General features: G+C 43.5%; 18 protein-coding genes. 6 read left to right on the forward strand and 12 right to left on the reverse strand.

Features of this window, described 5'->3' with window-relative positions; translation table 11 throughout:
• Position 1 precedes the first annotated feature (1 nt).
• The 10 genes from rseP to BM283_RS00905 form a co-directional block, all read right to left on the reverse strand.
• On the reverse strand, positions 2–1,369 hold the full coding sequence (gene rseP, locus BM283_RS00860) for an RIP metalloprotease RseP (RefSeq protein WP_090687892.1): 1,368 nt from the start codon (positions 1,367–1,369) through the stop codon (positions 2–4).
• A gap of 115 nt (positions 1,370–1,484) precedes the next feature.
• A complete protein-coding gene (gene ispC / locus BM283_RS00865) occupies positions 1,485–2,672 on the reverse strand; it encodes a 1-deoxy-D-xylulose-5-phosphate reductoisomerase (protein WP_090687895.1) in 1,188 nt (395 codons plus the stop codon).
• Entirely contained in the window at positions 2,669–3,499 is an 831-nt protein-coding gene (locus tag BM283_RS00870) for a phosphatidate cytidylyltransferase (RefSeq protein ID WP_090687897.1), read from the reverse strand. The genes ispC and BM283_RS00870 overlap by 4 nt, the downstream gene beginning before the upstream one ends.
• Before the next feature lie 38 nt (positions 3,500–3,537).
• Positions 3,538–4,335, reverse strand: a complete 798-nt coding sequence (gene uppS / locus BM283_RS00875; RefSeq protein WP_090687900.1) for a polyprenyl diphosphate synthase — start codon at positions 4,333–4,335, stop codon at positions 3,538–3,540.
• A 3-nt stretch (positions 4,336–4,338) separates the two neighbouring features.
• On the reverse strand, positions 4,339–4,896 hold the full coding sequence (gene frr, locus BM283_RS00880) for a ribosome recycling factor (RefSeq protein ID WP_090687903.1): 558 nt from the start codon (positions 4,894–4,896) through the stop codon (positions 4,339–4,341).
• Between the two features lie 21 nt (positions 4,897–4,917).
• Positions 4,918–5,634: a UMP kinase gene (pyrH, locus tag BM283_RS00885; RefSeq protein WP_074665327.1), complete on the reverse strand. Its 717-nt coding sequence runs from the start codon at positions 5,632–5,634 to the stop codon at positions 4,918–4,920.
• 22 nt (positions 5,635–5,656) lie between these two features.
• Complete coding sequence (tsf, locus tag BM283_RS00890; protein ID WP_090687906.1) at positions 5,657–6,553, reverse strand: translation elongation factor Ts; 897 nt, start codon at positions 6,551–6,553, stop codon at positions 5,657–5,659.
• Between the two features lie 178 nt (positions 6,554–6,731).
• Positions 6,732–7,457, reverse strand: coding sequence for a 30S ribosomal protein S2 (gene rpsB / locus BM283_RS00895; RefSeq protein ID WP_090687910.1), 726 nt, complete (start codon positions 7,455–7,457; stop codon positions 6,732–6,734).
• A gap of 252 nt (positions 7,458–7,709) precedes the next feature.
• A complete protein-coding gene (fnr, locus tag BM283_RS00900; RefSeq protein WP_090688023.1) occupies positions 7,710–8,438 on the reverse strand; it encodes a fumarate/nitrate reduction transcriptional regulator Fnr in 729 nt (242 codons plus the stop codon).
• 173 nt (positions 8,439–8,611) lie between these two features.
• The gene (locus BM283_RS00905; protein WP_254776064.1) at positions 8,612–8,920 is read right to left on the reverse strand and encodes a c-type cytochrome; all 309 of its coding nucleotides are present in this window, start codon (positions 8,918–8,920) and stop codon (positions 8,612–8,614) included.
• A 294-nt stretch (positions 8,921–9,214) separates the two neighbouring features.
• Here BM283_RS00905 and BM283_RS19190 point away from each other — a divergent pair, with 294 nt between their 5' ends.
• Positions 9,215–9,529, forward strand: coding sequence for a hypothetical protein (locus BM283_RS19190; RefSeq protein ID WP_217646395.1), 315 nt, complete (start codon positions 9,215–9,217; stop codon positions 9,527–9,529).
• Positions 9,530–9,685: a hypothetical protein gene (locus BM283_RS19195; RefSeq protein WP_217646396.1), complete on the forward strand. Its 156-nt coding sequence runs from the start codon at positions 9,530–9,532 to the stop codon at positions 9,683–9,685.
• Between the two features lie 390 nt (positions 9,686–10,075).
• On the opposite strand, the gene BM283_RS00915 is transcribed toward BM283_RS19195, so the two are convergent.
• A complete protein-coding gene (locus BM283_RS00915; RefSeq protein WP_254776066.1) occupies positions 10,076–10,456 on the reverse strand; it encodes a YbaN family protein in 381 nt (126 codons plus the stop codon).
• Positions 10,457–10,703: 247 nt separating this feature from the next.
• On the opposite strand from BM283_RS00915, the gene BM283_RS00920 reads away from it, so the two are divergent.
• From BM283_RS00920 to BM283_RS00935, 4 genes are all read left to right on the forward strand, one after another.
• Positions 10,704–11,171 carry an FKBP-type peptidyl-prolyl cis-trans isomerase gene (locus tag BM283_RS00920; RefSeq protein WP_090687915.1) on the forward strand — a complete coding sequence of 156 codons (468 nt, stop codon included), beginning with the start codon at positions 10,704–10,706 and terminating at the stop codon, positions 11,169–11,171.
• A 107-nt stretch (positions 11,172–11,278) separates the two neighbouring features.
• On the forward strand, positions 11,279–14,608 hold the full coding sequence (locus BM283_RS00925; protein WP_090687918.1) for a DUF748 domain-containing protein: 3,330 nt from the start codon (positions 11,279–11,281) through the stop codon (positions 14,606–14,608).
• A 62-nt stretch (positions 14,609–14,670) separates the two neighbouring features.
• Entirely contained in the window at positions 14,671–15,729 is a 1,059-nt protein-coding gene (gene mutY / locus BM283_RS00930; protein ID WP_090687921.1) for an A/G-specific adenine glycosylase, read from the forward strand.
• 19 nt (positions 15,730–15,748) lie between these two features.
• Entirely contained in the window at positions 15,749–16,375 is a 627-nt protein-coding gene (locus tag BM283_RS00935; RefSeq protein WP_090687924.1) for a 5-formyltetrahydrofolate cyclo-ligase, read from the forward strand.
• 156 nt (positions 16,376–16,531) lie between these two features.
• Here BM283_RS00935 and BM283_RS00940 read toward each other — a convergent pair whose 3' ends face one another.
• Entirely contained in the window at positions 16,532–17,149 is a 618-nt protein-coding gene (locus tag BM283_RS00940) for a flavin prenyltransferase UbiX (protein WP_090687927.1), read from the reverse strand.
• Positions 17,150–17,173: the final 24 nt, after the last annotated feature.

Below are 17,173 nucleotides of genomic sequence, written 5' to 3' on the forward strand. Positions count from 1 at the left end.
CTTAACCAGAAATAAGCCGATAAATATCATTGTAAATTGCAAAAACCATGAGGGTAAATAACATCACCATACCAATCTGTTGGCCAATAGCCACGGTTTTCTCAGATACTGGAGCACCCTTAAAAATTTCGATCATATAATACATTAGATGTCCTCCATCCAATACCGGAATAGGTAATAGATTCAATACTCCAAGGCTCACACTGATCAAAGCGAGGAAGCCAAGATAAGCAATTATCCCCATTTTTGCCGATTGCCCAGCATAATCTGCGATCGTGATGGGACCGCTCATATTCTTCCATGAAACTTCCCCCATCACCATTTTTCCGAGCATTCGAAGAGTAAAAAAGGTCATCTCCCAAGTTTTATCCAACGCTTTCAACAATGCAGTGCCAGCAGGATAACTTACATTAACCAGCAGCTTAGTGAGTGCTTCCTGATCAATCCTTGGTGCAATTCCAATTTTCCCGATCTCTGCATTACCATCGACCGCTTTATCCGGTGTGATAGGAATATCTATTGTCTTACCATCACGCAAAACTTCCAAGGTAAGCGGCTGCCCTGGCATGGCTCGGATTTCTTTAACCAATTCTTCCCAATATGAAATGCCTTTATTGTTTACTGCAAGAATTTCATCTCCGACGTGCAACCCTGCCCGATCACCTGCTCCGCCAGTCATTACCTGACCAATAATTGGCGCCATATTCGGTGGATAAGTTACCAAACCAATTTTTTCCAGGAAGTTTGCATTCACATCCTCAGTATCTACACTACTTAAATCTAATTTCCGCCAAAAAACTTCCCCCTGAGGATTAACTGTTTCCACCATCACTTCAGGATTACGGTCAATGACATGGGTTGATACGAGCCAACGCACATCCTGCCAAGTCACCACAGGTTCATTTTCAATCTTTACAATGGTTTCACCTTCTTTAAAAGCTGAAAAGGCAGCGGGTGTCGATGGCTTTATGGGACCCAGTATAGGCTTCAACCCACTCACTCCAGATATAAAAAGAAGCCAATAGAGAAGAATTGCCAGCAGAAAATTAGCGAGCGGCCCTGCAGCGACAATAGCAAAACGCTTTATGACAGGTTGGCGATTAAATGCACGCGGCAACTCCTGGGGCAAAACCTCTCCCTCATGCTCATCCAGCATCTTGACATATCCCCCTAAGGGAAGCGCTGCAATCACCCATTCGGTTTGATCTTTACCTAAGCGTTTTTTGAACAATGGCTGGCCAAAACCAATTGAGAAACGCAACACTTTAACACCGCTCCAGCGTGCAACGAAATAGTGACCAAGCTCATGAAAAGTGATTAATACGCCAAGCGCAACAATAAAAGAGAGAATTGTAAAAAGTAATGACATATCAATTAAATATGATGACAACAATATGTTTCTTAATATACTTAGGAAGAAAGAACGTGCTACACCTCGTCAATTACTCATTGTTTCTATTTTTCACACAAAAGCCACGCTAACCTTAAGCTTGGCACGCCAACCACTCTCGTGCGACGTCTCGTGCCATAGAGTCAGCTGTCAGCACATCATTCAGTGAGGCAATCTCTGTTCGACTGATCATCTGCAAAGCCTGCTCGATCATTACTGGTATCGCAGTAAATGGCATTTGACCAGCAAGAAAAGACTCGACAGCAACTTCGTTGGCAGCGTTGAGTACTGCTGGCATATTGCCACCTGCAGACAATGCCTCATAGGCAAGTCTCAAGCAAGGAAAACGCGCAAAATCCGGTGCTTCAAAATTTAATTGTGCTATCTCAAATATATCCAATGACTTGACACCGCTTTCCATTCGCTCAGGATAACTGAGGGCATGCGCAATTGGCGTGCGCATATCCGGATTTCCCAGTTGCGCCAGAACTGAACCGTCAATATACTCGACCATGGAATGAATGACGCTTTCTGGATGAATGACAACCTGGATTTTATCTGATGCTGCATCGAATAACCAATGTGCTTCGATCACTTCCAGCCCTTTATTCATCATTGTGGCAGAATCTACTGATATTTTTCTTCCCATAACCCAATTAGGATGTGCGCAAGCTTGCTCAGGTGTGACATGGTCTAGATTTGACAAAGTTAACCGCCGAAAGGGTCCTCCTGATGCTGTTAGCAGGATACGGCGAACACCTGATGAAGCAAGGTCTCCACTAAAATGTCTTGGCAGTGACTGGTAGATGGCATTATGTTCACTATCAATCGGCAACAGGATGGCGTGGCACTGCTTTACTATATCCATAAAAATACGACCTGCCATCACTAGCGTTTCTTTATTAGCTAATAAAACTTTCTTACCCGAGCGTGCAGCTGCTATCGTCGGGCGGATGCCAGCAGCACCAACAATTGCTGCCATGACAGTATCCACTTCAGCTAAAGAAGCCACGCTTTCCAGCGATTCAATCCCTGCCAATACCTGCGTATCAATACCTGCTGCTCTTAATTTTTTTTCCAGCTGTTCAGCGCTGACTGCATCTAGCATGACTGCATATTTAGGGTGGAAACGCTGACATTGTGTAAAAATTTTATTTACATTTTTATTAGCAGTAAGGGCAATCACGTGGAACCGGTCGGAATGACGCGCTACTACATCCAATGTATTTTCACCAATACTTCCCGTAGATCCAAGTATAGTCAGATGATGCATTACTGTCATAGTTCGAATGAATAAAAAATGAGAAATGCCAATACTGCAATGGGTAAAGTTGAAGTAAGTGCATCAATTCGATCGAGTATACCGCCGTGGCCAGGCAAAATGTTACCGCTGTCTTTAACACCGGCCTGTCGCTTCATTAGCGATTCAAATAAATCACCTATAATTCCTAATCCGGCTAGCAACAGGGACAATAAAACCAAATTGATTATTAATATATTATTCCCTTTTCCTATAAATTGACCCCATATCAACGCATAACAAACAACCACTATTAAAGCGCCAGCTACACCTTCCCAAGTTTTGCCAGGACTAATGTTAGGGGCGAGTTTATGTTTACCAAACGAGCGACCGACAAAATAGGCAGCAATGTCTGATACCCAGACCACACCCATCGATCCAAGCAGTAACCACGGATCGATAGCGCGCAATTGATATAAGGCCAGGCAAGTTGGGAGAAGAATGAGCCAACCCATTAACATTAATAAGCCTACGCTTTTAACCGCGTAAAATTTCCATAATAAAACCGGGGCAACGCCTCCCCAAAATATACATGACACCACATAAATCCACATCATGCTAGTATTGTTTGGATTAATTGTCACTGCTTCACTTATTATTAGCAGTAACTCTCCACCCAGCAAGGTTGTCGAAATTAAATAAAGTATAGTTTGATGGGTTGTAAACTTTGCCAATCTGCACCATTCTCTAGACGCAACAATGGTCAGCCCTAGAAGCAACATCGCCCAAAATATTGCCGGCAAATAAAATAAAGCTGGTATGAATAAAGCTATCAGAATAATAGCTGTAAGGATCCGTGTTTTCAGCATGAGCGGGTCACATCCCGCTGAAATAAAAAATAAAGAAATTAAAATTTTTTCTTGGCAGCAATTTTGGTCATTCCTTTTTCAACAGGCATATTTTGCAATTGCTCACTGATTCGACCGAACCTACGCTCTCGTTGCTGATAAGATTTTATCGCCAAATCAAGCGCCTGGGCATCGAAGTCTGGCCAAAGTGTATCTGTAAAATATAATTCTGCGTAGGCTGATTGCCACAGCAAGAAATTACTGATACGACATTCCCCACCAGTCCGAATAAATAAATCTGGGTCAGGTGCATAACTCATCGCAAAATACTTGGCAAGATCCGCTTCTTCAAAATTTTCCATTAAACCTGGTGAATGGATCATCATTTTCTGGATAGCCTGCATGATATCCCAGCGTCCTCCATAATTTGCTGCAACCGTAAATATCAAGCGGTTATTATTGGCAGTTAATTCTTCGCCCTGACGAATGAACGTTACAGTTCTTGCATCAAATTTGGATAGATCACCTATCACCTTGAAGCAGATGCCATTTTCATTCAGTTTGGTCACTTCATGCTCAAGTGTATTAACAAAAAGCTGTAACAAAAATGTGACCTCTTCCTCAGGCCTGCGCCAGTTTTCGCTACTAAAAGCAAAGAGCGTAAGAAACTCCACCCCCTGTTCAATGCACGCCTTAATGATACTCCTTACAGCTTCGACACCTTTTCTATGCCCGGTAACTCTTGGCAAAAACCGCTTTTTTGCCCAACGCCCATTACCATCCATAACGATGGCGATATGCCTGGGAATGATACTTTTTCCTGAAATTTCGGCAGTTGAGCTAAGGCTCTGAGGCATAACTTACACAGCCATCAATTCGGCTTCTTTGGCTTGCAAAGATTTATCTACTTCAGCGATATAGCGATCAGTGAGTTTCTGAATCTCCTCCTGACCTCGCCGATCATCGTCCTCAGAAATTTGTTTTTCTTTGAGTAATTCTTTCATATGAGCATTTGCATCTCGACGAATATTACGCATGGCTACTCGGGCGGCTTCAGCCTCATTCTTAACAATCTTGGTAAGTTCTCGACGCCGCTCTTCAGTCAGCGGCGGCATGGGTACACGTACCATTTCACCCACTGTCATAGGATTCACCCCTAATTCAGATTCACGAATGGCTTTTTCAATAGCATTGAGCATTTTTTTATCCCAAGGCACAACACCAATGGTACGTGCATCTGGTAAGCTAATATTAGCCACTTGATTAATAGGGGTTGGGGTTCCATAGTAGTCAACCATAACATGGTCTAATAGACCAGTATGTGGACGGCCGCTCCTGACTTTACTAAAATCATTTTTAAGTGTTTCGAGAGTCTTCTGCATTTTCTGCTCAGCAGATTTTTTTACATCAGCGATCATAATTAATCGTCCTAATTTGAATCATCCATTACTTACCAGGGTTCCTTCATCTTTCCCCATGAGTATTCGCATAAGCGCGCCCGATTTAAAGATACTAAAAACATTAATGGGTAGTTTCTGGTCGCGACAAAGTGTCAGAGCTGTAGCGTCCATGACTTGCAGATTTTCAATAATCGCCTCGTCAAAAGATAAATGATGATAGCGTGTTGCGTTGGAATTTATTTTGGGGTCACTAGAATAAATCCCATCTACCTTAGTCGCTTTAAGTACAACGTCAGCATTAATTTCCATGCCCCGCAACGCAGCAGCGGTATCGGTAGTAAAAAAAGGGTTACCGGTACCCGCAGCAAATATTACAACTTTCCCCTCTTCTAAATACCGTATTGCCTTATTGCGTATATAGGGTTCTACCACCTGATCAATTCGTAATGCAGATTGTACTCGTGATATTAAGCCTTTCCTTCGCATCGCATCCTGCAGAGCCAGAGCATTCATTATGGTAGCCAACATACCCATGTAATCCGCGGTTACCCGATCCATGCCGTCACCGGCAGATTTCATGCCACGAAAGATGTTTCCCCCTCCCACCACGATGGCCACTTCAACACCGAACTGACATGCCTCTGCAATTTCAACTACGATATGCTCTACTACATTGCGATTAATCCCATACTTATCATCGCCCATCAGGGCTTCCCCAGAAAGTTTCAGCAGAATACGTTTATAAGCAGATGGCATAAGCTGAAGTAAGAAATGGCTATTATGCTTTTTTCTCTTTTGTTTGACTAACTTGCGCCATAACTTCAGCAGCAAAATCGTCAGACTTTTTCTCTATCCCCTCACCAACCACGAAAAGAGTAAAACCATTAACCTTGGCAGATTTGCTAGCAAGCAATTTCTCGACTGTTTGCTCTGGATCCTTAACAAAAGGCTGACCTAGCAAGGTTACCTCAGCTAAATATTTCGCTATCCGTCCTTCTACCATTTTCTCGATAATATTGGCCGGCTTTCCGCTCTCTGCAGCCTGTGCTGTAAAAATCTGACGCTCATGTTCCAGCAAGTCTGATGGTATTTGCTCACCAGAAACGCATATCGGCTTACATGCAGCAATATGCATAGCTAAATCCTTACCTAGCGCTTCATCCCCACCGGAGTAATCGATCATTACACCAATTTTTGATCCGTGCAGGTACATTGCAAGATTGCCACTTGCCGTGTAACAAACACTTCGTCTTATACTGATATTTTCTCCAAGCTTCATCACTAAGGCTTGGCGGGAGGCTTCCACAGTTTCTCCATGAGGCAGCGTCATTGTCGAAAGCGCTCCTGTCTCAGTCACTTTTTTTGATGCAATCAACTGCGCCAAACTTTTGGCAAAATTGACGAAATCGTCATTTTTTGCGACAAAATCAGTCTCACAGTTAATTTCTACTAATGCGCCATTTTTTCTATCTGTCGAAATATAAGCGCCAATAACACCTTCAGCAGCGATACGTCCAGACGCTTTACTTGCCTTGGCACCGCTTTTGATTCGCAACAAATCTTCCGCTGCTTTCATATCACCGCTTGTTTCTGCCAGGGCCTTTTTACACTCCATCATACCCAAGCCGGTTCGCTCACGTAATTCTTTTACCATACTTGCGGTAATTTCCGCCATATTTACTCCAAGTACTAAAAACTTAATTATTGATTAATAAAGATGAAAGAAAAGAGCAAGATAATGGTTTTAATTATTTATCACTTTTTTATTTTATAACAGCATCAAAAGTGAATATCTGCTTCAAATTCTGTTTCTGCTCTAATCACTACTTTTCTACATTTCCAGCTAAATCCAATCAACTTTCAGCGCTAGAATTACTCATTTCGATAATTTCCTGGATAGATTGATTGCGCCCTTCCAAAATAGCATCAGCTGCTGCGCGCGCATAAAGACGTATAGCTTGGCCTGAATCATCATTGCCCGGAATCACATACTCCACGCCAGTCGGGCTATGATTAGTATCGACAACACCCACAACAGGAACCCCCAATTTGTTTGCCTCAGTGATAGTGCCTTTTTGATATCCCACATCAATAACAAACATCGCATCAGGCAGCCCCTTCATCTCCTTGATACCACCTAAACTGTTATTGAGCTTATCGAGTTCACGTTGAAAATCGAGCGCCTCTTTTTTGACGAACTTATCAAGCAAACCATCCTGCACCATTGCCTCCATGTCCTGGAGGCGCTTGATCGATTGTTTAATTGTTTTAAAATTGGTTAACATCCCCCCCAACCAGCGTTGGTTGACATAGGGAGAACCACAACGTGTTGCTTCTTCGCGAATGATATCGCGTGCTTGGCGTTTTGTTCCAACAAACAGAATAGTGCCTCCATTTGCAGACAGTCTGCGCAAATATTTCATCGCATCATCAAACATGACCAAGGTTTTTTCAAGATTGATAATGTGAATCTTATTTCGCTGCCCAAAAATATACGGAGACATTTTTGGGTTCCAGAAGCGGGTCTGATGTCCAAAATGTACACCAGCCTCTAGCATTTGACGCATATTTACTGACATAAAATTTCCTTTAGGGTTAAACCGCCACTCGTCTCCAGCTATTTTGCTTATTAAGCACCCTATAATGACAAGTGTGTGTATTTATTAATATTTACTATATGGATTACAATTAGACTTCCCGCTATATATTTGAGAGTCTTAATAGCCGGCGATTATAACATGCTCTAGCCTACTCTCAAGAAAGCCATTTATCTAAAAATATAGATTGAGGTTCCAATAAATTCTGAATGACAAGAAATGACACAACCACTCTCAATCTGAGTAGCCACTAATTTTGTGGTTCAAGCGATAAATATCGTTTAATCTGACGTTTTTGTTGTTGATCGTAATAATTCCTTCTTCTTGCAATCTGGACAATGAACGGCTAACCGTTTCAAGCTTGAGTCCCAGGTAGCTTCCGATCTCTTCGCGCGTCATTCTAAGAATAAAATTTGTGGATGAATATCCACGCTTGGCAAAACGTTCTGACAGATTAAGTAAAAAAGCAGCTAATCGTTCTTCAGCTTTCCTACCCCCCATCAACATCATTATGGCGTGATCTTGAACGATTTCACGACTCATGATTTTATGAAAATGATGCATAAGCAAGGGAATACGACGGCTAATCTCTTCAAGCTTGATAAAAGGAACCTCACAAACCTCGCTATCTTCTAACGCAACGGTATCACAAGTGTGTTTTTCTGAGCTAATTGCATCCAGCCCCAACAACTCTCCCGTCATATAGAACCCAGTAACCTGCTGACGACCATCCGAGTCAAGCACACAAGATTTAAAAAAACCATTGCGGACAGCATAAAGTGATTTGAAAGCTAATCCAGCATGAAACAAGTGCTCTCCACGTCGAATCCTATACTTATGATTAATTAAATCGCCCAGGAGCTCTGTTTCATCTTTATCAAGACCCACTGGCAAACATATCTCTCGCAAACTACACGTAGCACATTTCGATTCCGCTGTAGATACAATATAATTTCTAGCTATTGTGTGATTAGGCAAAACAAATTCCTGAGTAAATACGAATCAAGTCAACTCAAATTACCGCTTCAATCAAAAAATGCCGCACAAGCAAACCATTCAGAAATCCTTATGCGGCATGGATAGCTCATAATGACCAGCAGAAATCTTTATCACAGAAAACGACGACTGTCAACAATTTACTTTGTTGCGCTATTTTCCAATACATACTGTGCCAGATCTTCCACGGAATCCCCCATAAGATTAGGGAAAGCAGGCATGCCTAATCCTTTCCCATTTCTAATCCTATCAATAATTGCCTCCTTGTTGGCTATTTCCGGACTCAACGCCATTACCTTGCCATTTACAGGAGAATGGCATTTTGCACAAGCCTCCTTAAAAATAGTCTCAGGCGTTGCGCCTGCTTCTGGCATATATTTATCTCTCGAGCAGCCACTCAATACAACCAGCATACAACCTAATAACAACAAAGGTAGCTTTTTCTTCATTCTTCTCTCCTGTTAACTTCTAAATAATTAAGCTCTTCTTTACATAGTTTATCATACTCAGACTAAGCCCCCAAAATTGCTTACGAACCTCTGCAACTCAATTGTTACTATTAAAATGCGAATTAAGAGCTGAAATAGAAGCCAGTTCATCAATAACATAAAACTATTGAGGAAGACATCACCCAACCTCAATCAAAGTAACCAATGAGCTGGAAAAACCGATCAATAACCATTTATCTCTATGTTTGCAAGCATTATCAGTATCAGCAAAATCTTTGAACTTATAGTCAAAGAATGAGCCATTACGCGGATTTAAGTTTTAGCGACAAAGAAATCATTACCCTCTTCCTGTTCGGTATGGTGGACAAGCATCGAGAAATCAAAGGTATTGATGAGTACACAGCTCGCCATTTACGCGAGTGGTCTCCACGACTTCCTGGTTATGTGGCTTATGTTCAGCGCCTGAATCGAGTAGCCGATGTGTTTGCACCCTTATTAGCACTGATTCAGCAAGAACAGGAAACCAGGAACCCCGGGCAGGTTTGGTTGACTGATACATTTACAGTCATCCTTGCGAGGCAACCCTATCTGGAACCACAGGATCAATAGTTGTCTACAGCAGTTTCTCGCGTGCGGCAACCGATTAAAACATTATTTGCCTGGATAGAAGAAAAAACAGGCATTGAATGTGCCAGCAAAGTTCGTTCTTATAAGGGGCTTATGGCGCATGTGTTCGGAAAGCTGGCTGCGGCTTTGTTTTCCTGAAATTTTTTACCAGTTAGCTCTTAATTCACATTAAAGTTAACCAGGAAAGATGTCTGCACGATACTGAAAAAAAATTTTCGGCTAATATTTTTGTTCAATACTTTTGGCAGAGAACTGAAGTTTTACTTTTTAGGGTTTTACCGCGTCGTTATAGTTTTAAGCGGACTATCCCCTTGATGAATCAGCTACAATAATTTTATTGACAGCTTTTTTAAGATTCATATAAATACTTTTCATCCCCGCTTGGGTATTAGCTTTTACCGTTCTATAAATTTACCAGCTTCCGTCGTGGCGGGAATAATGTATTCTTGCATACCAGATACATCAGCACGCACTTGATTTTGCGTTTTTAAGGATCGGCAAAATAGCTGCTGACAATAATCAAGTCTGCTAATTTTCTTTTGGATAAATGACGGTATCTCTGACTGGTATGCGCCATATAAAAAATATTAATATTATTAGCAGCGCAATTAACATCAACTTAAGCCAATAGGAAGATACCATCAAGATAGAGCTACCAAATGACAAGACGATCATAAAATATACCCAGCGTTTGACTCGCCGGGATACGCTACGGTATTGGCACCACTCGTAAATGATGGGGCCAGCAATACGATTACCGAGCAAAAATTCATGAAGACGTTCTGAACTGCGTGCAAAACAAGCTGCAGCTAGCAAGATAAACGGTGTAGTAGGAAGAATAGGTAAAAAAATCCCCAATATCCCCAACAGCAACGCTGTGATGCCGACCCCAAAATAAAGCCAACGCATAAAAAGAGAATTATGCAAGTGCAGGATATGCACTCCCTCTCTATTCTGATTTGCTTGTTCGTTTAATTGCATATGAATAAATAGACGGACTGCCGATTATAAAATTTAAAAAAACAGAATACCGTTAATAAGGCACAATAATATGAAATTGCATGGATTGCCCTATTAGGTAAGCCATAGTGAGTATAATACTTGCTGCTGTTTGATAAAAGGCAATACATTTTTTGATTTTTCTTTTGAGGTCTTCATGAATAAAACAAAAATTTCATTGAGTTTGAGCTTTTTTCTGCTAAGTTTAACGCTATTGCCGCTGAGCGCTGTTGCCTACAAGGAACATGCCTCAGAGCCACACACCACCACGTCAGGAGTCACTGAATTGCAAAAAATCGATGTCAAAGAGGGTACAGGTGAGGAAGCTGGGATAGGTAAAACCGTGCGTGTTCATTATACAGGTTGGCTTTATGATGCGGCGGCTCCTGATAAAAAAGGAAAAAAATTTGATAGTTCATACGACCGAAAGGAGCCCTTTTCATTTTTGCTGGGTTCAGGGCGTGTTATCAAAGGCTGGGATCAAGGAGTAATGGGAATGAAAGTGGGTGGGCAACGCACATTGATCATCCCCCCCAATATGGCTTATGGCGCGCACGGCGCTGGCAATGTGATTCCACCTAATGCAACCTTGATTTTCGATGTAGAATTGATTGGCTTGCAATAGTAGCCAATCCAGCCAGGTAACGCAGGCAAAGTAATCACCTGCACTTAGTATCAACTTTTGGCTTGCGTTACCCGCTTCCTGCAGGCTCGTTTTTGGAGGTACGATGCATGGAAAATTCTTCAAATTCTCCTATAGCACCACGTCGTTTCGTGACGCGCAAGCGTCTCGTTATTAGCTTCGTTGCCGCCATACTGGTCATTGCACTGTTTGGATTGCTTGGCTATTATTGGTTACCTGGTTATGCCAAGACCAAGATTGAAGGCATTTTATCCGAGAAGCTGAATCGGTCGGTTACTATTCAATCCATTGACATTCACCCTTATACGTTAGAATTGACTATATCGGGCTTCCGGGTAGCGGAAAAAGCCAATACTGACAACCTCCTGTTTGCTTTCGATCGTTTATATGTTGATCTGAGCGCCGAATCGATCAGGCATCTAGCCCCCATTGTCAGTACCATGACGTTAACAGCGCCCAGACTGCACCTCGTGCGTGAGGATAAGCATCGTTTCAATATTTCCGATCTGATCGAGCAATTCCAATCACAGCCCACCAGCCCAGCAGATGATACACAAGGCAAATCGCGCTTTTCCATCAGTAACATCAGCATTGATGGAGGAGCCGTAGCGTTTGAGGATCGGCTCAAAAAAAGCCAGCAGAATATTGACCAAATCAAGCTGGGCATTCCATTTATCGCTAATTTTCAAAGCGTGCAAACCAATTGGGTTGAACCCCATCTCAGCGCTACGATCAATGGTGCTCCATTTTTACTCGAAGGTAAGTTGCGCCCGTTTACTGACAGGCGTGAAGCAACGCTCTCGCTTAAGTTTAATGATATTGATCTGACTGATATCGATGAATATTCTCCCATTCCGGTCGGTTTCCGTCTACTTTCCGGAAACCTAGACAGCGATTTATCATTGGTCTTTACGCAAATGAGGGACAAAGCACCCACCATTAGCCTGTCTGGCCGTGCTGCACTCAAGAACCTGGCTATCGACAATGAAGCAGTTCAAGCGCCGCATCAGATAGCGTTGAAACGGCTCGATATGACATTGCAGGAAGCCGTGCTGACTGAGCCTCAGCCTGTAGAGGCAACAATATCGCTGGCAGATGCAAAACTCACGCGTCATGGTGAAACGGAACCTGTGCTGCAACTGCCGAAACTGGACATCGATACGATCAAGATCAATCGTGCTCAACGGTTTATCGAGCTGGGTTCGGTGATACTGGATGAGGCAGAAACATTGATACGCCGGCAAGCTGATGGTCAACTTGATCTGGCTCAACTGTTTATCCTGACACCATCATCCGGCAATGCTGCTCCCGCAGCAACATTGTCATCAGCGCCTCAATCCATCCAAAATTCCACCTCTCTCATTCCTATTCCAGATAAAAAACCTGCCAATAGAACCGATGTATCCAGTGAAGCAGAGAAGGTTGCCGTGTTTTCAGCCAAAACGACCGTTCCCATTCCCGCTGCCAAACCGGCCTATCCAGCCAGCACTGGCATGGTAGAAATTAACAACGATCGAGACGAGGTGTTGGCAAAATTCGCTACCCCCCCGGTAAACACTGAAACCGGCAAAGCCTGGTCAACACAAATCAATCAAGTGAAATTGACGAATGCTTCCGTACGTTTTGAAGATCACACGCTGGCAAAAATAACCCCAATGAACATCGATTCATTGAATTTGATGATTAATAATATTGATGTGGACGGTACTACACCACTCGATCTGCTATTGCAAGCAACCATTAATCAGCACGGCAGCATTGAAACCAGAGGCAATCTCAGGCGAACACCATTAACAACTGATCTCACCGTTAATCTCAAAAATGTTGATCTAGTGCCCTTGCAAGGTTGGTTAAGCGACCGATTAAATGCGCTTCTCAGTCAGGGTGCGCTTTCTTTTGAGGGTAATATCAAAGCAGAGGGAGAACCGCTCAAAATAGCTCTAATCGGCAAAGGACAACTGACTGACTTCAATATAGTTGATAAGGACAAAGGCTCTAGGCTGCTACGCTGGAAGGAAATCGATCTGGCAAACATCAAGTTTATCAACGAACCATTACGAGTAGACATTGCAACTATTGACCTCGCTGATTTTTATGCGCGCGTCACCTTATTACCGAATAAGAAGCTCAATCTTCACAGTCTTGTCAAGCAAACAGAGCCCACTCCCATTCCCGAATCCACTTTGAACGGTTCAGTCCAGCCAACCTCTATTGCACCAGCCGACAATGCCCCTTTACCCGTTTATATCGATAAAATTGTTTTACGAAATGGTGATATTGATTTTGCGGATCAATTCATCAAACCAAGCTACCGCGCTAATTTGACTAGACTCAAAGGCCAGATTGGACCACTTCATCCAGGTAAATCCGGAAAAATAGATATCCAAGGCTTGTTTGATCGATCTGCACCCTTGCATATTTCAGGCATGATTGATCCATTCAGCGGGCAACTCTTTCTCGATATCAAGTCAACCGTGACGGGGATCGATTTGCCAACGTTCAGTCCTTATTCTGGCAGATACATTGGCTATGTCATTGAGAAAGGAAAACTCTCGCTTGATGTCAGTTATCATATTGAAAAAGGTGAATTGAAAGCGAAAAACAAAATCTTTTTGGACCAGCTTGCTCTCGGTGACAAAACCGATAGTCCTGAAGCTGTGTCACTGCCGCTCCATCTCGCCATATCACTTCTCAAGAATAGACATGGCGAAATAGACATTCGTCTGCCACTCAAGGGCTCGATCAACGATCCCGAGTTCAGTTTGACAGGCATTATCTGGACAGCATTTGTCAATTTGATCACCAAAGCCGCCACGGCTCCGTTTACCTTGCTGAGCTCTTTAATGGGAGATGAAGAGGAGCTGTCACAGATCAGCTTCCCTTCAGGCTACCCCACACTTCAACCTGAAGCAGAAAAAAGTCTGCAGGCACTCGCGGCAGCCTTGCTGGATCATCCTGCGCTCAAGCTTGAAATAACGGGTTTTGCGGATCCGGTCAACGATCATGAAGAGCTCAAACATGCATTACTCGAGCGAAGCATCAAGGCACAGAAACTTTCCGCAAGCGTAAAAAAAGGACAGGCTACTGGTACACTGGACGAAATCAGGCTCGATGAAAAAGAATACGCCCAGTATCTCACGCACGTCTATAAAGAAGCTGATTTCGAAAAGCCCAAAAACATCATCGGATTGACCAAAAACTTACCTGTAGAGGAAATGAAACAGCTGATCCTCGCTCACACCACAATCAGTGATGATGAGTTGCATGAACTTGCAGAACAAAGAGCAAGCGCTGCCCTCTATTGGCTGATTGAACAAGGTGGCATTCCGAACGAGCGCGTATTCGTGCTGGGAACAAAAGTAGAGCCTGCAAGCGATGATCAGCAGCCTAACAGCCGAGTAGTATTCTCCTTGAATTAATGGGTTTCAGCCGTATCATCCTCAGCATGTCCAATCAGAAACCGAGTCATCGCATTGCTTGAATGTCTACTTTCGCTAATACCCTGATTGAATGGCAAAAGCAGCATGGCCGGCATAGTCTGCCCTGGCAGGGAACCAATGACCCTTACGCTATTTGGGTGGCAGAGGTTATGTTGCAACAGACACAAGTGATGACAGTGATCCCTTATTATCAGCGTTTCTTGGAAGCTTTTCCTGATATCGAATGCCTCGCCGAAGCATCGCTTGATACTGTACTCACTTTATGGAGCGGTCTTGGTTATTATTCGCGCGGCCGAAATTTACATAAAGCAGCTTGCCTCATAATGGAGCGTTTTCAGGGCAGGTTTCCCCGACATGCCGCAGAAATTGCACAGCTGCCGGGTATAGGTCGCTCCACGGCCGCGGCTATCGCTGCCTTCGCTTATGGGGAGCGCTGCGCGATACTGGATGGAAATGTCAAACGGGTATTTGCTCGTTACTTTGCTGTCACCCGTTATCCGGGTGAAAAGAAAACAGAAGCACTATTGTGGCAAAAAGCAGAGGGACTCCTCCCTCAAGAAAACGCCCAACAACAAATGGCTACTTATACCCAGGCATTGATGGATCTGGGCGCTACTGTGTGCACGCGTCATCAGCCAAAATGTCTGAGTTGTCCTTTACAGCCAGATTGTATTGCTTTCGCGGAAAATCGGGTAGCGAGCCTGCCTACCTCCAAACCCAGGAAACCATTACCCAGTAAGGAAACCACTTTCTTAATATTAAGAAATCAGGATGAGATTTTACTTGAACAACGATCAAGCCCGGGTATTTGGGGCGGGTTATGGTGTCTGCCAGAAAAACCGATCGACATCGACAGTCAAACTTACTGCAGGCAATGTATGGGGATTGAGAGTGTACCGATCAGTAGCTTACCTCCGCTTAACCATACCTTTACCCATTTTAAGCTGCGGATTCACCCCCAACTACTGCAAGTGATCAATTATTCTCGCAAGAAAACAGCTACTGAGATTTGGTTAACTATTGATAAGGCATTACAATTAGCTATCCCTGTACCAGTCAGAAAAATTTTGTTAGAACTTACTTCCAGCAATTACTTCTGACAGATTAAAATGTCACCCCATGAATAACTGGCGAGAATGGCGGAAACAACAGCGTGCAGATTTGATCGCGCGTCGTAAACAAACCCCAGAGGCAGAACGCACTCTATGGAGTGAGGCGATCACCACCTCACTCATACAAGCCTTCCCGGCACTGCAACAAAGCCATGTGGGATGTTATTCACCCTTCCAGGGCGAGTACGACCCGGCACAAGTAATGACCTATTTATATGCCTGTGGAGCGACACTGGCACTTCCCGAGGTGATGGGTCCGCATCAACCATTGAAATTCCGCAAATGGTGGCCGCAAGCTCCAATGAGAAAAGATGCTTATGGCATTGCTATTCCTCACGATACCGAGGAAGTCATCATCGACGCCATCATCATCCCAATGGTCGCTTTTGATAGTCAAGGGTACCGGCTAGGCTATGGCAGCGGCTTTTTTGATCGCACCCTGGCTGCCATCAATCCTCGACCGTTAACTATCGGGATCGCTTTTGAGGTACTCCACCTCCCTACTATCTATCCCCATGAGCATGATATCGCGATGGATTATGTGATTACTGAGAAAACGATCTACTATTTAACTGACCATACATTACAGTCAATTTCACGGGAGACATGTGCGATAAGAAATGCATTGAAATAATGTCAGGTTTAGTGAAAAGCTTTTAATTCCATTTCTAAATCAAACATGACGCGAAGGCGAGCGGCAGACAGCATCAATCATACGGTAAGGCGAAGCTACAAAGTCAGGTTTGATTTAGAAATGGGATAACCAGAAGAACGCTTATTGCTTAATAACTCACTCGCTTTCTTCGCCCCAGCGTGGCATTAACGTATGTGCGACACCGAGATGATCAAGGATACGTGCGACGACAAAATCGACGATATCCTGTATGCTCTGGGGGTGATGATAAAATCCGGGATTAGCCGGCAGGATAATGGCGCCACAACGAGCCAACCTCAGCATATTTTCGAGATGAATCGTAGAAAAGGGCATTTCACGCGGCACCAGAATAAGTTTACGTCCCTCCTTGAGCATGACATCCGCCGCACGCTCGATTAATTTCTGATTCAGGCCTGAAGCAACGGCTGACAAGGTGCCCATAGTACAAGGACAAATTACCATCGCATCAGCTGGATTTGATCCAGAAGCAACGGGGGCAAACCACTCCTCCCGCCCAAATACCTTTAGTAACCCTTTTTCTGCATTAAAGTAGTCGGTAAAAAATGCTTCTGCTTCTTGTGGGCGCGAAGGGAGCGTCAATTTCATCTCCTGCTGGGCAACGATCTGCGCCACTTGTGAATATAGTAAATAAACATGCACACCTTGAGCTAATAATATTTCTAGCAAACGAATGCCATAAGGCATACCGGATGCACCTGTAAAGGCAAGAGTGATCGTATGCGCAGCCCTCATTTTCAGGAAAGGATCTCCAATATA

It is taken from the genome of Nitrosomonas sp. Nm34 (assembly GCF_900113925.1).
Lineage (GTDB): Bacteria > Pseudomonadota > Gammaproteobacteria > Burkholderiales > Nitrosomonadaceae > Nitrosomonas.

Excerpts from the sequence above, each read along its gene's own strand:
- BM283_RS00905 (WP_254776064.1), bottom strand. The coding sequence starts at position 8,920 with ATGAAGAAAAAGCTACCTTTGTTGTTATTAGGTTGTATGCTGGTTGTA.
- BM283_RS00915 (WP_254776066.1), bottom strand. The coding sequence starts at position 10,456 with ATGCGTTGGCTTTATTTTGGGGTCGGCATCACAGCGTTGCTGTTGGGG.
- mutY (WP_090687921.1), top strand. The coding sequence starts at position 14,671 with ATGTCTACTTTCGCTAATACCCTGATTGAATGGCAAAAGCAGCATGGC.
- BM283_RS00925 (WP_090687918.1), top strand. The coding sequence starts at position 11,279 with ATGGAAAATTCTTCAAATTCTCCTATAGCACCACGTCGTTTCGTGACG.
- frr (WP_090687903.1), bottom strand. The coding sequence starts at position 4,896 with ATGATCGCTGATGTAAAAAAATCTGCTGAGCAGAAAATGCAGAAGACT.
- pyrH (WP_074665327.1), bottom strand. The coding sequence starts at position 5,634 with ATGCCATCTGCTTATAAACGTATTCTGCTGAAACTTTCTGGGGAAGCC.
- rseP (WP_090687892.1), bottom strand. The coding sequence starts at position 1,369 with ATGTCATTACTTTTTACAATTCTCTCTTTTATTGTTGCGCTTGGCGTA.
- uppS (WP_090687900.1), bottom strand. The coding sequence starts at position 4,335 with ATGCCTCAGAGCCTTAGCTCAACTGCCGAAATTTCAGGAAAAAGTATC.
- BM283_RS19190 (WP_217646395.1), top strand. The coding sequence starts at position 9,215 with ATGAGCCATTACGCGGATTTAAGTTTTAGCGACAAAGAAATCATTACC.
- rpsB (WP_090687910.1), bottom strand. The coding sequence starts at position 7,457 with ATGTCAGTAAATATGCGTCAAATGCTAGAGGCTGGTGTACATTTTGGA.
- BM283_RS00920 (WP_090687915.1), top strand. The coding sequence starts at position 10,704 with ATGAATAAAACAAAAATTTCATTGAGTTTGAGCTTTTTTCTGCTAAGT.
- BM283_RS00940 (WP_090687927.1), bottom strand. The coding sequence starts at position 17,149 with ATGAGGGCTGCGCATACGATCACTCTTGCCTTTACAGGTGCATCCGGT.
- ispC (WP_090687895.1), bottom strand. The coding sequence starts at position 2,672 with ATGACAGTAATGCATCATCTGACTATACTTGGATCTACGGGAAGTATT.
- BM283_RS00935 (WP_090687924.1), top strand. The coding sequence starts at position 15,749 with ATGAATAACTGGCGAGAATGGCGGAAACAACAGCGTGCAGATTTGATC.
- BM283_RS00870 (WP_090687897.1), bottom strand. The coding sequence starts at position 3,499 with ATGCTGAAAACACGGATCCTTACAGCTATTATTCTGATAGCTTTATTC.
- tsf (WP_090687906.1), bottom strand. The coding sequence starts at position 6,553 with ATGGCGGAAATTACCGCAAGTATGGTAAAAGAATTACGTGAGCGAACC.